Source organism: Autumnicola lenta, assembly GCF_031846515.1.
Taxonomy (GTDB): Bacteria; Bacteroidota; Bacteroidia; order Flavobacteriales; family Flavobacteriaceae; genus Autumnicola; species Autumnicola lenta.
The window spans coordinates 1-16,973 of sequence record NZ_JAVRHO010000025.1; the positions used below are offsets into that span (position 1 = coordinate 1).

General features: G+C 41.0%; 11 protein-coding genes. 4 read left to right on the forward strand and 7 right to left on the reverse strand.

Annotation, left to right across the window (positions count from 1 at the left end):
* Positions 1-151: 151 nt before the first annotated feature.
* Both RM545_RS14795 and RM545_RS14800 read left to right on the forward strand, forming a co-directional pair.
* Positions 152-916, forward strand: a complete 765-nt coding sequence (locus RM545_RS14795; RefSeq protein WP_311496063.1) for a 3-keto-disaccharide hydrolase — start codon at positions 152-154, stop codon at positions 914-916.
* Positions 917-938: 22 nt separating this feature from the next.
* Complete coding sequence (locus RM545_RS14800; RefSeq protein WP_311496064.1) at positions 939-2,285, forward strand: Gfo/Idh/MocA family protein; 1,347 nt, start codon at positions 939-941, stop codon at positions 2,283-2,285.
* 97 nt (positions 2,286-2,382) lie between these two features.
* Here RM545_RS14800 and RM545_RS14805 read toward each other — a convergent pair whose 3' ends face one another.
* The 5 genes from RM545_RS14805 to RM545_RS14825 are packed head-to-tail and all read right to left on the reverse strand — an operon-like array spanning position 2,383 to position 10,588.
* The gene (locus RM545_RS14805; protein WP_311496065.1) at positions 2,383-5,250 is read right to left on the reverse strand and encodes a glycosyl hydrolase 115 family protein; all 2,868 of its coding nucleotides are present in this window, start codon (positions 5,248-5,250) and stop codon (positions 2,383-2,385) included.
* A gap of 1 nt (position 5,251) precedes the next feature.
* Positions 5,252-6,391 carry an endo-1,4-beta-xylanase gene (locus RM545_RS14810; RefSeq protein ID WP_311496066.1) on the reverse strand — a complete coding sequence of 380 codons (1,140 nt, stop codon included), beginning with the start codon at positions 6,389-6,391 and terminating at the stop codon, positions 5,252-5,254.
* A gap of 20 nt (positions 6,392-6,411) precedes the next feature.
* Positions 6,412-7,578 (reverse strand): mannonate dehydratase, encoded by a 1,167-nt coding sequence (uxuA, locus tag RM545_RS14815; RefSeq protein WP_311496067.1) that lies wholly within the window; start codon positions 7,576-7,578, stop codon positions 6,412-6,414.
* Between the two features lie 10 nt (positions 7,579-7,588).
* The gene (locus tag RM545_RS14820; protein ID WP_311496068.1) at positions 7,589-8,374 is read right to left on the reverse strand and encodes an SDR family NAD(P)-dependent oxidoreductase; all 786 of its coding nucleotides are present in this window, start codon (positions 8,372-8,374) and stop codon (positions 7,589-7,591) included.
* Between the two features lie 48 nt (positions 8,375-8,422).
* A complete protein-coding gene (locus RM545_RS14825; protein WP_311496069.1) occupies positions 8,423-10,588 on the reverse strand; it encodes an alpha-glucuronidase family glycosyl hydrolase in 2,166 nt (721 codons plus the stop codon).
* Between the two features lie 196 nt (positions 10,589-10,784).
* Here RM545_RS14825 and RM545_RS14830 point away from each other — a divergent pair, with 196 nt between their 5' ends.
* Positions 10,785-12,992, forward strand: a complete 2,208-nt coding sequence (locus tag RM545_RS14830) for a glycoside hydrolase family 3 N-terminal domain-containing protein (protein ID WP_311496070.1) — start codon at positions 10,785-10,787, stop codon at positions 12,990-12,992.
* A 150-nt stretch (positions 12,993-13,142) separates the two neighbouring features.
* On the opposite strand, the gene RM545_RS14835 is transcribed toward RM545_RS14830, so the two are convergent.
* Together RM545_RS14835 and RM545_RS14840 are read right to left on the reverse strand one after the other, a co-directional pair.
* Positions 13,143-14,198 carry a LacI family DNA-binding transcriptional regulator gene (locus RM545_RS14835; RefSeq protein ID WP_311496071.1) on the reverse strand — a complete coding sequence of 352 codons (1,056 nt, stop codon included), beginning with the start codon at positions 14,196-14,198 and terminating at the stop codon, positions 13,143-13,145.
* Between the two features lie 246 nt (positions 14,199-14,444).
* Positions 14,445-15,164 carry an NUDIX hydrolase gene (locus RM545_RS14840; RefSeq protein ID WP_311496072.1) on the reverse strand — a complete coding sequence of 240 codons (720 nt, stop codon included), beginning with the start codon at positions 15,162-15,164 and terminating at the stop codon, positions 14,445-14,447.
* 188 nt (positions 15,165-15,352) lie between these two features.
* Here RM545_RS14840 and xylE point away from each other — a divergent pair, with 188 nt between their 5' ends.
* Positions 15,353-16,966, forward strand: a complete 1,614-nt coding sequence (gene xylE / locus RM545_RS14845) for a D-xylose transporter XylE (RefSeq protein ID WP_311496073.1) — start codon at positions 15,353-15,355, stop codon at positions 16,964-16,966.
* Positions 16,967-16,973 lie beyond the last annotated feature (7 nt).

Here is a 16,973-nt window from a genome sequence, read left to right on the forward strand (position 1 = left end):
TCCATTCCTTATTTTTTATCCTAAACAATTAAGTACAATCGAATAATTTTTTATTTACTTCTGAAAAAAAGCTTTAGAAATTTTGAATAATAAGGATTATAAACATAGTTTTAACATTATTGATAATCTTCTTAAAAACAACAACAGGAAAATGAAAAAATCCACCAACGGGATTGGGTTAGCTTTTTTAGCACTTTTAATAATTCCAACTATGGCAAATTCGCAAAACGACAATGATCTTCCTCCTGAGGCTACCGAATTTTATGAGCCTGTTCCTAAGAAAATCCAGGCAGGTTCACAACCGGGCGAAGCCCCATCAGACGCTATTGTCCTTTTTGATGGTACAAACCTGGATGCATGGCAAAATGCCGAAGATGGGAGCACCGCAAACTGGAATATTTCAGATGGAATTTTAACCGTTAATCCGGGTTCAGGCCCAATTAAAACCCGGGAGGAGTTTGGCGATGTTCAGTTACATTTGGAATGGCGGGCACCTCAGGAAATTAAAGGAGAAGGCCAGGGACGTGGCAACAGCGGGGTATTTCTTATGAACAACTACGAAGTGCAGATCCTGGATTCTTACGAAAGCAAAACTTACACCAACGGGCAGGCCGGCAGCGTTTATAAACAATCGCCGCCATTGGTAAACGCCACAAAATCCCCGGAAGAATGGAATGTTTATGATATTATCTTCAGGTCACCGCGTTTTAATAAAGACGGAATGTTGATAAAACCGGCCACAGTAACTGTGCTGCATAATGGAGTGCTGGTCCAGGATCATTTTGAAATAAAAGGACCAACCGTTTACACCGGGATTCCGCATTATACCGCCCATGCAGATAAACTTCCTATTCGTTTTCAGGATCACGGAAATCCTGTAAGCTTCAGAAATATATGGGTAAGGGATTTAGATTAAAAATTCAACAAGAATAGAAAATATGAACGACAAAAACACAAGAAGGAGCTTTATTAAAAGGTCGTCCTTAGCGGCTGCAGGATTAAGTTTACCGTTTTCTGCAATGCCTTTTTCAGCAGATATTTTAAAAGTTGCTCCCAGCGATCAGCTTAATTTTGGACTTATTGGCTGTAAAGGAATGGGATGGGCAGATATGCAGAGCCATTATAAAATTCCCGGAGTGAATTGCGTTGCACTTGCAGATATCGATCAAAGGGTTTTGGACGAAAGGTCTGCAGGAGTGAAGGAAATAGGAGGAAAAAGTCCGAAACAATATAAAGATTACCGCAAACTTCTTGAAGATAAAGATATTGATGTTGTGATTGTTGGTACGCCAGATCATTGGCACTGCCTTAACACGGTGCATGCTTTGCAGGCCGGGAAACATGTTTATGTGGAAAAGCCTTTGGCCAACAGCATACAGGAGTGCGACGTGATGTTAGGTGCAGCCAACCGGCATGATAAATTGATACAGGTAGGGCAGTGGCAAAGGAGTGGTAAACATTATGACGATGCAATAAAATATGTACAGTCCGGCCAGCTGGGAAATATCAGGCTGGTAAAATGCTGGGCTTACCAGGGCTGGATGAATCCTGTTCCTGTAAAACCTAATACTCCGCCGCCACCGGGAGTAGATTACGATATGTGGCTGGGCCCTGCGCCAGACCGTCCTTTTAATGAAAATCGTTTTCATTTCGATTTCCGGTGGTTCTGGGATTATGCAGGTGGTTTAATGACGGACTGGGGCGTGCATGAAATTGATATTGCGCTTTATGCCATGCAGGCAAAAGCTCCAAAATCTATACTGGCTTCCGGAGGTAAATTTGCCTATCCAAATGATGCTTCAGAAACTCCCGATACGCTGCAAACTGTTTACGAATTTGAAGATTTTAATCTTTTGTGGGAGCACGCTACAGGAATAGATGGTGGTAATTACGGCAGGAATGAGGGAATTGCTTTTATAGGAAATAATGGAACCCTGGTGGTAAACCGCGGCGGCTGGGAAGTAATTCCCGAAGGCGAGAACAAAGACGACGAATGGGTAACCAAGCTGGACAGGGTGGAACAGCAGGATGCGCAGGGAAGTGCCCTGGACAATCACACCAAGAATTTCATAGAAAGTATTAAAACCAACGATGCTTCTAAACTTAACTGCGGAATAAAAGCCGGGCATGCGGCCGCAGTAACGGCCCACATGGGAAATATCGCGTACAAAACAGGCGAGAAAATTTACTGGAATGAGCAGGAAAGATCGTTTAAAGGAAGTGAAGCAGCCAATAAGCTTGTACAAGCCGAATATCACAATGGGTGGAAATTGCCGAAGGTATAGACCTTTAGACAAAAATAATACAGGCCTGCAATAGCAAGCCTGCATTATCAAATTATATAGACCACGGGAACTTTTAAGCTACTCGTGGTTTTTGCATTTATTCCGCTTTGGCGCTCATTGGCGGGCCAAAATAAGAGTCTTCAATTTCTTCCGTTTTAATAAGGATTTTCTGAAGCACAATTCCCGGGTCTACCGCCCAAACCTTTAGTGTGTGAGCACCGTCGCTTTCCAGGTTGAAATTTGTCTTTACCACAGTGGCGTTATTCGCTACCGAAGTATCCCAGTTATCGCCAGTGTCTTCCTGTAAATTCAGGATCTTTGGCTCCTTGCCATCAATGGAAACCGCAAAACGTAATCCGCCCCTGTTTAGAAAATCTAAGCTGGGAGATAAGGTAAATTCCACTTCAACTTCTCCTGAACTAAATGCAAAGAAATCATAATTAAGCGACGGATTGTTTTTGCTAAATTCTCCTCCGGGTTTTATTTTTCCTGAAGACATGGCAGAACCTGTTTTTCCTAAATTCGGAATTAACTGCCATTCATTGTCACCACTGGTTTTTTCTGAATATTTTGTTGCCGGGATAGCAACATAACCATTGCTTTCCACAAAACCTGAAATTTCTTCTGAAGGATTTCTAATAGCAGCAAGAACCTGTACTTTTGTTCTTCCCGGGCCTTTTATAGTTAGCGGGACTTCATGCTCGCCTTCCGGAGCTTTGTCCCAATCTATACTCACAAAAACTCGTTCCTGGTCAGCTACTTTACCTTTTTCTGAAGAAAGTTTTATCCAGTCTTCTTTGTTCTTGATTTTGTATTTAAAATCCTCCTGTCCTTTATTAAAAATGTCTATATAAAAGCTTTGGTCGCTATAAGGGTCAAACATGGGAAGCACCGCTTCCTGGCCTTTTGCGGCCTGCGTGGGCCACGAATTTGTAGATCCTTCCACAGCAATGCCCATAGCCGCTTCTTCCGGTACTTCTATCTTTTTTACTTCCGGCATACTTTGTTCTTCCGGTTGTTGCCAGTAGGTGTAGCCAATATGGTTTTGCGACATCATATGGTTCCATTTTCCATCGGCCAGCTCGTTGTGATAATATTCAGTGAGTTCAGCATCTTTTGCGTAATACTGCTCAACTTCATCGGCATAATGATTAGCAATGGCGCGGCCTTGCTTGGCGTACAACCTGTTTTTTGCGGTAGCCACATAGAGCCTGTTGAGGTTTGCTGAAGCTTTTACCGGAAACAAGACAAGCTGATAAAATGCATCACGGTATTGCTGCGGAAGTTCATCATAAATTTGTTCGGCCTGTTCTTCGATTTTAGAGAAATCTTCCAAAACCCTTTCGGCTTCGTTATAACTGGTGATGCTATAGGTTTCTGCGCTTAAAAGTTCCGGCTTTCTGCGGCTGTTGTACTTTGTGTATTTTTCAAGAATATCAGCTGTTTCTTCAGCATATTCTTTCCCAAACTGCTTTTCTGCCCATTTCCTGGTATATTCGGGAAGGTCTTCCGCAGTAATTTTTTCGGGGTTCCAGGCGTAATCCAGGAAGAAACTGGTAGGAAATTCCATGGGTTTTATATCACCTACATTTACAATCCACAACTCTTCAGCTCCAAATTTATATGCGAGGTTCATTTGTTCCCAAACCCTGGAAATCTGGGTTGTGTTGATCCATTTATAATTCCGCGGGCCGCCAACGTAGTCAAAATGATAATAAATTCCGTAGCCGCCAGCTCGTTCTTCTTCTTCGGGATTTGGCAATTTCCTTATATTCCCCCAGTTGTCATCGGCCAGCAGCAGCGTAACATCATCTGGCACGCGCATTCCCTGGTCGTAATAATCCTGGACTTCCTTGTAAAGCGCCCAAACCTGCGGAGTCTCTTCTGTAGGTTTTCCGGTTACTTCAGCAATAATACGGCGTTGGTCTTCTACCACGCTTTCCAGCAGACTAATAGCCGTGCCTTCGCTCATAGGTTCGTCGCCATCGCCACGCATCCCAATGGTAACCACGCTCTCGTTATCGCCCATGCGTTCCATTCCTTCTCTCCAGAATTGCTGAAGATTTTTGGGATTGGTATTATAATTCCAATCTCCCTCACCATAGCGGCGCCACTCAACGTGCGCCCGCATGAGCGGTTCGTGGTGCGAAGTCCCTATTACCACGCCATACTCATTGGCGATAATTGGGTTTTTTGGGTCATCATCATAAAACGCCCTTCCCCACATTGCCGGCCATAAATAATTTCCTTTTAGCCGAAGGATAAGCTCAAAAACATGCTCGTAAAATTCGCTGTTAAAGCCGCCAAAATTCTCTGTAGCCCAACCTGCAAGGGCGGGAGCTTCATCGTTAATAAAAATTCCGCGGTATTTTACTTTTGGGGAGCCGTCAGAATATTTTCCGGATTTTATGTACAAATTTTCGGCTTTTTTAGCCGGAACATCGGCCCACCAGTACCAGGGAGAAACGCCAATTTCTTCGGAAACGTCATACATCCCGAAAATTGTCCCCCTTTTGTCGCTTCCGGCGATTACCAGGGCTTTTTTTACATTCGGCATGGGATTTTCGACTACCTGAATGGTAAAAGTTTCCCATTTTCCGGTTAATCCTGAAACGTCTAATTTCCCGCTTCCTGCCAACCGATCGATCAAGCGGCTTTTTCCCAGCGTCCCTATAATAACTGCCGTTTCTGAATTAATTTCTACGGAAGTATTCAAATCCGGAAGCCTTCCGGTTACACTTTCAATATCCTGCGTAAAATCTTCAGCAACATAATGTACTCCTTTAAAATCTTCAGGATCAATATAAATATTTGGCAATTCTGAAGCTGAAGCCAGCTCAAAAGATCCTTCTGTTTCAGAATTTGTCACATAAGAATCCTGTGCAAAACTAAAAACCGGTAAAAGGATCGCCAGCAAAATATATTGCCGATAATTGTAATTTTTGATGCTGCTCTTAATTTTCATATTAATCTTCGTTTTCTTCAAATTCTATGACTTCATAATAGACCTCTTTTGGCTCGTAATCTTCATCAAAAAGCAACGGATAATTCTTGCGGCCCGGCACCGGATAGTAATCCAGCCAGCTGTAGGCATCAGCAATATTCCAAAAGGTTAAGCCGGTCATAACTTCTTTATAATCGCGGAATACTTCAAAAAACATTTTATACTTTTCAATCTGTTTTTGCTGAAGTTCGGGAGTAAATTCGTCAGATTCATCTTCACGCATCTCGCGGCGCTCCTTTTCCCAGGGGTAAAGCGAAACGTCCAACTCTGTGATCTGCACTTCCAAACCTAAAGACGAATACATATCCATGGCTTTTCTAAGCTCTTCTTCTGAAGGATCAAAAATAGACCAGTGCCCCTGGATTCCCACACCGTCTATTGGTACGTCCCGGTCTACAAGCATTTTTAGTAGTTTGTAAATTCTATCTCTTTTTTCGGGAATTATGGCGTTATAATCGTTGTAAAAAAGCTTTGCTTCAGGATCTGCCTGGTGTGCGTATTCAAAAGCTTTAATGATAAAATCTTCTCCCAGAATTTCATACCATTCAGATGCTCTTAAGAATTCTTCAGGGTTATCTGCAATGGCTTCATTTACAACATCCCACGCATAGATCGTCCCTTTGTAGCGGGAAACTACGGTGTCGATATGATTCTTCATTCGCTGCAGAAGTTCTTCTTTGCTCACCTGCCCGCCGTCTTCTGCTTTAAAAATCCAATCCCCGGTTTGTTGATGCCATACTAAGGCATGCCCCCGCATCTTCATATCATTTTCGCGGGCGAAATTGGCAATTTTATCTGCAGCTTCCCAGGAATAGCGGTCTTGTTCTGGATGAATTTCTCCCATTTTCATTACATTTTCAGGTGTCATGCTGTTGTAATGTTGCAGGATTAATTCTTTGGATTTTCCTTCAAATGAATTTGGGGCAACTGCGACTCCTACAGGAAAATATTCTGAATAATAATCTTTAAGACCTTTCTCCTGTTCCTGTTCTTGGGTAGTTGTAGCTGCAACTTCGTTATTTTCTTCAGAACCCGATTTGCATCCTGCAAAAAGGATGGAGCAAACAAGTAAAAGGTTTATTTTTTTATAAATGGTCTTCATCTGGTGATTGATTTTTTAAATTATGCTGAGGTTATACTTTTTTCCAGTCCTTTTTCGAGTCCTCTTAATTCGGCAAGTCCTTTTAATCTTCCGATTAGGGAATAACCGGGGTAGTAGTTCCTGTGATCTTCGGCAGAATGCAGGTAGCCGTGATCTGGCCGCATTGGCAAACTGATTTTTTTCTCATTCATATAAGAAAGGATGCGGCCAACAATTTCTGCCATTGGAACGGCACCATCCAGGTGATCTGATTCCCGAAAAATTCCGTTGCTCTCGTGCTTTACATTTCTTAAATGTAGAAAATGTATCCTGTCTTTAGATTTTTCAAATATTTCAACAAGATCATTTTCCGGTCTTCCGCCGAGGGAGCCGGTGCAGTAGCAAAGGCCGTTGGCTTTAATATCAACCTCCTTCAAAATATGCTCAATATCGGCCTGGGTGCTCACTACTCTTGGAAGTCCCAGAACAGAAAACGGCGGATCGTCTGGATGTATCGCCAATTGTACCCCTGCTTCCTGTGCCACCGGGGAAACTTGAGATAAAAAATGGACAAGATTCTGCCTTAGTTTGTCGTCATCTATATGATAGTAAGCTTTTAGCTGTTCTTTGATTACTTCGGGAGTAAAACTTTCAGAACTACCCGGGAGTCCCAGCAATACATTTTTAAATAAGCGTTCTTTTTCTTCTGAAGAAAGATTTTCACCAGTCTTGCGGGCTTCTTCTATTTCTTCTTCAGAATAATCTTTTTCAGCATTTTCCCTTTTCAGAAGAAAGAGGTCGAAAAAGGCAAATTTCGCAGGATGATATCTCAGCACCTTAGAACCATCTTCATTTTCAAAATCGTGGTCGGTCCTAAGCCAGTCCAGAATTGGCATAAAATTATATGTGATTACTTTCAGGCCACATTCAGCAACATTTTTAATGCTCTGCTTGTAGTTTTCTATAAGCTGTTTATAATTTCCTGTTTGTCTCTTAATATCTTCATGAACCGGAAGGCTTTCTATAACTTTCCATTCCAGACCGGCATCTTCTATGGTTTTGATTCGCTCGTTAATATCTTTCACCTGCCATACATCGCCCACGGGTACCTGGTGCAGGGCGGTCACAATTCCTGTAACACCTGCCTGCTTCAGTTCTTTTAAAGAAATAATATCCTGCGGCCCGTACCACCGCATGGTCTGCGTCATGTTATACATCTTAAAATCCTATTGAATTACCACCGTCTATAGGCAGTATGGTTCCTGTTGTAAATTTTGACTGGGTAGTGGCATAGTAAAAAACGGCATCTCCAATATCTGAAGGTTCCCCAAGCCTGCCCATTGGTGTCCTGGAAAGTACCTTGTTCTTTCTTTCGGGATCGCTGTCCAGGGCCTTGCCGCTCATATTGGTTTTAATAAATCCCGGAGCAACACAGTTTACCCTTATTCCATGCTGGGCGAGATCTACGGCCATGGCCCGTGTCATCCCTTCTATCGCCGTTTTACTTGCAGAATACGCAATAACTTTTGGAATTCCATACTGTGCCGCCATAGAACTAATGTTGATAATGCTTCCGGAGTTCTTCTCTTTCATGAATTTAGAAACTTCGCGGCTCATCACAAAGACGCTGGTAACGTTTGTATGAAGAATAGATTGGAATTCCTCATCGGTCACTTCCATGAATTCCTTTTTCATATTAATCCCGGCGTTGTTCACCAAAATATCGATAGCCCCTGCTTCTTTGGCAATTTTCGCCACAGCCTCGGGAATTTCTTTAAGATTATTAAGGTCGAGGATAAAAGGTTTTGCGTTAGGGCCAAGTTCTTCACAGGCCTTCAGGGTTTTTTCCTCGTTTCTTCCGTTTACATAAGTAGTAACGCCATTATCACAAAACTTTTTTGCGGTAGCATATCCAAGTCCGGCATTGGCGCCGGTTACAATTGCAGTCAGGTTGTTTTTCATTAAATTAAATTGTTGAACCATGGCAAGACATTGGGTTGCCATTACCATAGCTATTTTAGTTAAATGCCCAATTTGGGTCTGTAAATTGATTTATTCCCAGGAAGGCCTTATGCCCGGGGCAAAAGGAAATTCGAGGGATTTGTAATATTCAAGATCATGTTCTGGTTGTGGCACAGATTCGGGGATTTCCATACCTGAAAACTGCTGAAAATAAGAAAGACATGCATCCCTCCACCATTTTGATTCTTTAAGCTGAATCTGTAAAAGCATAGCAACTTTTTCAAAACGTTCTTTATCTACATATTCTTCCATATTGTTCCATGTATCCACCATTTCTTCTACGTCTTCCACACCTTCCTGATAAGTGGTAGCCAGGTTGTGCCAAAGCGTTTCCCCGTTGTCCATTTCGTAATCCCATGGCAGGTGATGGAACCAAAGCAGGTATTTCTCGGGAGTGGTTTTTGGGGAGCTATATTTTTCTGCAATAGGATCTGCGTACTGTGAAAGTGCGTCGCTTCCAGATTGAGTACGGTCAAAACCAATCCCTTCTTCATCTGCTTTATGGTAGTACACAGGATTCCATTCGGGTCTGGAAAGACTGCTAACCCATGGTCCCGGCCCATAGTGATGGCCTGTGTCCATAATATGGTGCAAGCCAAGCGGAGTCATATATTTTACTACAGCTTCACGGGATTTTATCATTAAGTCTGTAACCGGATCTACAAATGCTTCTTCATTGGAAAAGGTTCTTTTCAACCATTCTTCAGCTATTTCTTCAGAACTCATGTAAGGGTCCCATGCAAGTCGTCCAAAGCCGTACCAACTGGATTGTCCGAAAGGATGTCCTGTCCAGTTCTTTGCGCTACCTATATTTGCCACTCCTGCGATGCCGGTAAGTTTGTTATTGGAAAGGCTGCCATCAATAACTTTAGCTACTGTTGAATTTTCACCATTCACATAAGTATCTTCCTCCAGGGTTTCTTCAAATAACTTCGGAAGATATACCAGGTGTGAAGCGAATCCAAGATATTCCTGCGTAATCTGAAATTCCATCATCAATGGAGTATTGGGCATTGTACCAAACATAGGGTGAAAAGGTTCTCTTGGCTGGAAGTCTATTGGTCCATTTTTAACCTGAACCAAAACATTATCCTTAAACTGTCCGTCAAAAGGAACAAATTCAGAATACGCCTGTTTTGCCCTGTCTTCAGGATCGTCTTCAGAATAAACAAAGGCACGCCACATCACAATTCCGTTGTGCGGGGCAACCGCTTCTGCCAGCATATTTGCTCCGTCAACGTGCGTCCGGTCATAATTATTAGGTCCCGGCTGACCTTCAGAATTTGCTTTTACGAGAAAACCTCCAAAATCAGGAATTTCAGCATAAATTTCATCAGCTTTATCTTTCCACCATTGTTTTACTTCAGTATTTAAAGGATCTGCAGTATCCAAATCTCCGCTTTCCAGTGGGGCAGAAAAACGGGCAGTTAAATACACCTGAATTCCATAAGGGCGAAAAACTTCGGCAAGAGCTTTAACTTTTTCAATGTATTGTTCTGTAAGAATCAGCGAATTGGCATTTACATTGGTTAAAACAGTTCCATTAATTCCAATGGAAGCATTTGCACGGGCATAATCTACATATTCCGGCTTGATCAATTCTGGTAATAAGTGCCAGTCCCAGATGGAAAAACCGGCATATCCTCGCTCTACAGTACGATCCAGGTTGTCCCAGTGATTTAAAACCCGCTTCTGAATTTTTGGGGAGTCGATAATTGCCAAATTTGAGATGTCATTATGTAATTGCATCTCCTTAATAAGACGAAAACTTCCGTAGAGCACTCCAATATCTGTTTTTGCTGTGATTAAGGTGACTTTATTTCCATTTTGCTCTAAACTCCTTATAATATAACCTTCAGAATTGATATTTTCGATATCTGACTTTACATCACTGCGCATGTTTGCAGGGAGTTGATCGATATTTGCCAAAATAAGCAGTCCATCACCAGAATTGGCATTTTTCAGTTCCTGATTAAAAAAAGAATCATACGCATTAGAAATTTCATTACGGGAGGCTTCCAGGGTTGGGGAATTTCCCATAACCTTTATTCCTGTAAGCGAATTTAGATAAGATTGACTTAGACTGGCATCCGAAATTTCTTCATACTGGAGCCATAAATCGTAGCCAGTTTGGGCATTTATAGCCAGTGGGAAATAACAAATGAAGAGCAGTAAAAAAAATTTTATTTGCTTCATGGAGGTGGGTTCAAAAATTTATTAACCTTAAAATAATTGGATTGCGATGGAAAATTAGGTAAAAAAAGGATGTAAACAAAATTTTTGACGCAATCGGTTGCGTTTAATTATATTTTATGCTTTATTTGTTAAAGTAATCTTTATATCTCCCTGATATTTATTTGTAAGTCATAATTCCAAATACCTGAAAATATTCATGAAAACCATTAATATAAGCCCCGTATTTATTCTGCTTGTTCTAATAAGCTTTTGTTCTATACAAGCTCAGGAAAACAGCAACTCTGAATCCTATGCTTTCAGAAATACTGCATTAGATATTGATGAAAGAGTGGATGATTTAATCAATCGGTTGACATTGGAAGAAAAGGCTATGCAGATGATGCACGACAGTCCTGAAATAGAGAGGCTTGGAATTCCCAAGTATAACTGGTGGAACGAAGCACTTCATGGTATTGGAAGGTCGGGAATTGCAACAGTTTTTCCGCAGGCAATCGGGATGGGGGCGACATTTGATGAAGATCTTATTCTTGAAGTAGCTTCAGCAATTTCAGATGAAGCAAGGGCAACCCACAATACTGCGGTTAAAAACGGCTATCGACGCCAGTATAGCGGACTAACCTTCTGGACGCCGAACATCAACATTTTTCGTGATCCCCGTTGGGGAAGGGGGCAGGAAACCTATGGCGAAGATCCATACCTAACTTCAATTTTGGGGACTGCTTTTGTAAAAGGGTTGCAGGGTGATCATCCAAAATATCTTAAGACCGCTGCTGCCGCAAAACACTACGCAGTACATAGCGGACCGGAAAAACTACGACATGAATTTAATGCCGAAGCTACGCAAAAAGATATGTGGGAAACCTATTTACCTGCTTTTAAAGCGCTGGTAGATGCAGATGTTGAAACTATAATGTGTGCTTACAATAGTACAAATGGAGAACCATGTTGTGCCAATAAATATTTGCTGCAGGATGTGCTGCGTGACAAATGGAATTTTGATGGTCATATAGTTAGTGACTGCTGGGCATTGGTAGATTTTTATGAAGGCCATAACGTGGTAGAAACTGCCGAAGAAGCTGCAGCTTTAGGAATTAAGAGTGGCGTTAATCTAAACTGCGGAAGTACTTATCCTGCGTTGCCCGAAGCGGTAAAACAAGGTTTAATAACCGAAGCAGAAATTGATGAGCAGTTAAAAGTCTTGCTGAAGACTAAATTTAAACTCGGTCTTTTTGATCCTGTAGAAGATAATCCTTATTCTGCGCTATCTGTAGAGAATCTGAATACCGAAGAGCACCGGCAACTAGCCCGGAAAACCGCACAGAAGTCTATTGTAATGCTGAAGAACAATGGTGCCTTGCCACTTAAAAATGATCTTTCGAAATATTTCGTAACCGGTCCCAACGCTACAAGTATAGAAGTACTGCTGGGAAATTATCACGGAATAAATCCGAGTTTGGTAACCATTCTGGAGGGCCTTGCAGGAGCTATTGAACCCCAGAGCCAAATGCAGTACAGGCAGGGAACTTTGCTGGACCGACCAAATGCAAATCCCCAGGACTGGGCATCTCCAAACGCAGGGAATAGTGATGCTACCATAGCTGTTTTAGGAATTTCCGGAATACTTGAGGGAGAAGAAGGTGAGTCTATTGCTTCAGAAACCTTTGGGGACAGGTTGGATTATAATCTTCCGCAGAACCAGATCGATTACTTAAGAAAGTTAAATGAAGCTGCCGGGGATAATCCTGTAATTGCAGTTATTACCGGAGGAAGTCCCATGAACCTTGAAGAGGTGCACGAACTTGCAGATGCCGTGCTTCTAGTTTGGTATCCAGGGGAAGAAGGAGGAACTGCGGTTGCCGATATAATTTTTGGCGATGTTTCACCTTCAGGAAGGTTGCCAATTACTTTTCCAAAATCACTTAATGATCTTCCTCCTTATGAAGATTACAGCATGAATGGAAGGACTTACAAATACATGGATGAAGCTCCAATGTACCCTTTTGGCTATGGATTAAGCTATACACAGTTCGAATATTCAGATGTTCAGCTTTCAAAGGATAAAGTGAAAAGGGGGAGTTCCCTTACCGCAACTGCAACTGTGACCAATGCAGGAGAAAAAAATGCTGAAGAAGTAGTACAGCTTTACGTATCAGACCTGGAAACTTCAGTAGATGCACCCAAATATCAGCTTTATGGAGTAAAAAGGGTTTCTCTCGAGCCCGGTGCTTCCGAAGAAATCAAGTTTGAAATTACTCCCGAAATGATGGAGCTTGTAAACAAAGAAGGAGAACGAGTTTTAGAAAAAGGAGAATTTAAAGCTTACATTGGAGGATCTACTCCGCACGAAAGAAATGTGGAACTTGGATTGGCAAAAGTTAAGGAGGCTAATTTTAGGTTGAATTAGGAAACACGCTATCTTTGAAAAAAGATACAAGATTTCCGAAGGTAAACGTAATTAACCTACTTTAACAGGCAGAACTGCAAGACAAGATATATCTCTAAGTGAAACCTGATATTTGCCAAAATTGAGCCTCTTTTTATGTAAAAGCGGAACTTATGTGGCTTCCAGAAGATGGGGAGTATTAACTTTAATACTCGAACTCCTCATGATAATCTCGGTGTCCAACATCGTAATTTCAGAAACATCTGAATCCATTTTTTTTGAAGAATGTTCCAGAATTCTTTGGGCAGAAATTTCCCCCATTTTTACTGCAGGATGGGAAACTGTAGACAGAGCAGGTTCTACTACAGATGCCATGGGATCATCGTTAAATCCTATTATAGCAAGTTCTTCGGGTATTTTAATTCCTTTCTCTTTGGCAGTTAAGATTGCGCTGACTGCAGCGGTATCATTAGAAGAAAAAAGCCCGTCCGGAGGTTGAGGTAAGTTGAGAAGTGTTTTTGTTGCGTCACTGCCTTCTTCAAAACTCATGGTTTTCAGATCCAATATTAATTCTTCGGTTACCTCAAGATTATTTTTCCTAAGGGCATCCAGATATCCTTTCTTCCGGAGATTATAAACGTTTAGATGCTGGGCTCCAGCAAAATGCGCAATTCTTTTACATCCCTGGTCTATAAGATGCTGTGTTGCTTTATATCCGGCCGTATAATTGTCAATTATCACCCTATAGGAATTAAACTCGTCCGGAACACGGTCTACAAAAACTATAGGTACGTTTTGATCTGTAAATTGCTTTAGATGATGCACATTTTTCGTCTCCATCCCTAGTGATACAATAAGTCCACTTACCCTGCTATCGTATAGTGCTTTGGCATTTGAGACTTCGTTCTCATATTTGTCATTAGATTGACTTATAATGACATTGTATCCTGCTTTTCTAGCTGTATTTTCCACTCCGCTAATGAGAGAAGAGACAAATGGGCGGTTGATCCTTGAGATCATAATGCCAATAGTCTTACTTTTGTTGTTTCTTAAACTAGCCGCCAGACTATTTGGTCTGTAACCCAAATCTTTTGCTGTCTTCTGTATTTCTCTGGTGGTCTTTTGACTAATACTCTTGTGGTTATTAAGAGCTCTGGAAATAGTTGATGGCGAAACCTTCAGTTCTTTTGCCAAATCGTAAATCGTAACTTCTTTCTTTTTCTTCATTACTGTACTCTTAAAGGCAAACAACAAAGATTTTGTATTGCGCAGGAATTTCAAATATAGCAAAAGTCTGGCGTACTACGTCTCCACTGTCTTAAATAATAGTAAAAATAACGCTTATTTTTCTTAAAAAGGAGAAGAATTTAATATGTTGCGCAAAAGTTGCATGGAAAATTTATGTTCCTTTTTGGGGTAAACTGAAGGTAATTAGGATATAAGAAGAAGGTTAAAAGGTATATTTTCGAGGATTTAAAACTCAAAGCTGAAGCCTTTTTCTGTCAATTTTCTATAAATCGTGTTATCGAATTGGTAAAGTTTTGCGGCCCTGTGGGAAACATCTTTTTGTTTTTCATTAAGATCCACCAAAAGCTTCATTCTCAGGATTTTTCTACGGAAGTTTGGTTTATCCATTTCTATATTCAGAATTTCCTCGTATAACTGCATAAGTTGCAATAGCGTGAACTTTTCTGGCAACAAATTAAACCCTATAGGAGCCTGGCGTACCCGTCGTCTTAATCGTGTTAGGCTATAATCCAGGATTTCATTATGATCATATATTAAATCTGGTATTTCCTGAATCTTAAACCATTTTGCTTCTGAAGCTGTGGAACCCGCTTTTACATCGTAATCCTCCCGTTTTATGAGGGCGTTGTAACCAATGGTGATGACGCGACCTACAGGGAAACGTTCAGGATCACCAAAAGCTTTTAGTTGTTCAAGATAGATTTTATCAAGCCCCGTAAGCTCGAGCAGGAGCCGGTGGGCCGCGGCATCTATTCCTTCATCTTCTTTAATCCATCCTCCGGGAAGTCCCCATTCGCCTTTTCTTATTCCTCTCCCGTGCTTGACCAGCAGGATTTCTAAACTTCCACTTTCAAAACCAAATACAACACAATCTATTGTTATAGAACTCATTACTGGTGTCTCAGTTAACTCACCAGATTCTTCATTTATTAAGATTTTTTTCATAAGGTTACTAGTTGTTATGTAACTATATCGTATTTTTCGAATATGTATTTTCAGAATAATTGGAAAAACAAGTTTGCATATTAAGAAATTTTAATAAAAACCCCTAATTAATTGCTAAAGTAGAAATTAATATTTATACTTGTGGTCATATAAACTATAAGTTTAATTTTAAATAATCATACAAAGGAATGGCGACAGAAAAAATTAGTCAGAAAAGTGTTTACCTCATAACTATCGTAGCCAGCCTTGGCGGATTACTTTTTGGTTATGATACTGCAGTAATTTCAGGTGCAGTAGGGGCGTTGGAAAATTCTTTTATTACCTCCCTGGAAAATGACCTTACCATTGCAGAAAATAGTATTTTCCAGTTTAAGGTCATCATTAGTATATGTATACTCGCGATTGGCTTTCTGTTCGCTTCATTTATTTTAAAATTTTTTAAGCGTAGTACTGCGTATATCATTATTGGTGGAATTCTTCTTTTAGGTGGTGCTATTTATTATTTTCAGTTTTTAACCTTGCCAGGTGTTCTAACAGAAAATTTACGGAATTCCATTTTAGGTTTTATGGTAAGTAGTGCTCTCGTGGGTTGTATTATTGGTGCCTCCCTGGGTGATAATGCGGCAAATTCTGTAGGCCGTCGAAATGGTCTTATTTTAGCAGCACTTCTTTTCCTTCTTTCTGCCTGTGGATCTTCTTATCCTGAAGCCATGAACATTTTCCCCGGAAACTTTCTGACTTCTTTTATTATCTACCGTATTATTGGAGGAATAGGTGTGGGACTTGCCAGTATGCTTGCGCCTATTTATATAGCTGAAATGGCTCCTGCAAACATCAGGGGGAAGTTAGTTTCATTTAACCAGTTCGCTATTGTGACTGGTATGCTTGTAGTATATTTCGTAAATTACTTTATAGTGAGTGGTCAAACAGAGGCGTGGATCAACGAAACGGGATGGAGATATATGTTCTTATCTGAAGCAATACCGGCACTTTTATTCTTATTGTTCCTGTTTATGGTTCCCAAAACACCTCGTTTCCAAACGATGAAAGGTAATGAAGAAGATGCGATGAAAGTTCTTACAAAACTGAACGGCCCCGACAAAGCCTCACAAATTCTGGCAGAGATTAAAGCTTCTTTTAGTCGTACCAAATCTCACTGGCTTTCTTATGGCTGGACTGTGGTTATTATTGGAATCGTGCTTTCGGTTTTTCAGCAATTTGTGGGTATTAACGTAGTGCTTTATTACGCTCCTCAGATCTTTGAAGGAATGGGAATGGAAACCGATGCTTCCATGCTGCAAACAATAATAGTAGGGGCTATAAATATGCTCTTTACAGTACTTGCTATAATGACAGTGGATAACTTCGGAAGGAAAAAATTGATGATGATAGGTAGTGCGGTGATGGCTGTTAGTATGATAGGACTTGGTTTTGCTCTTTACTTACAGGTTGAAGGTTTGCCGGCATTACTTCTTATGCTATTATATATCGCGGCTTTTGCGATGTCCTGGGGTCCTGTTACCTGGGTCTTGCTATCAGAAATTTTCCCGAACAAGATAAGGGGTGTGATGGCTGTAGCTGTTGCTGTACAGTGGTTAGCCAATCTGTTGGTGTCCTGGACGTTCCCAATGATGAACAACAACGCCTCACTTGTTGAAGCTTTTAATCATGGTTTCTCCTACTGGATATATGGTGTAATGGCTTTTCTTTCCTTATTGTTTATCTGGAAGTACGTGCCTGAAACAAAAGGAAGAACATTGGAAGACATGGAAAATCTGTGGATTCGAAAAAAGAGAAATTAAGACAATA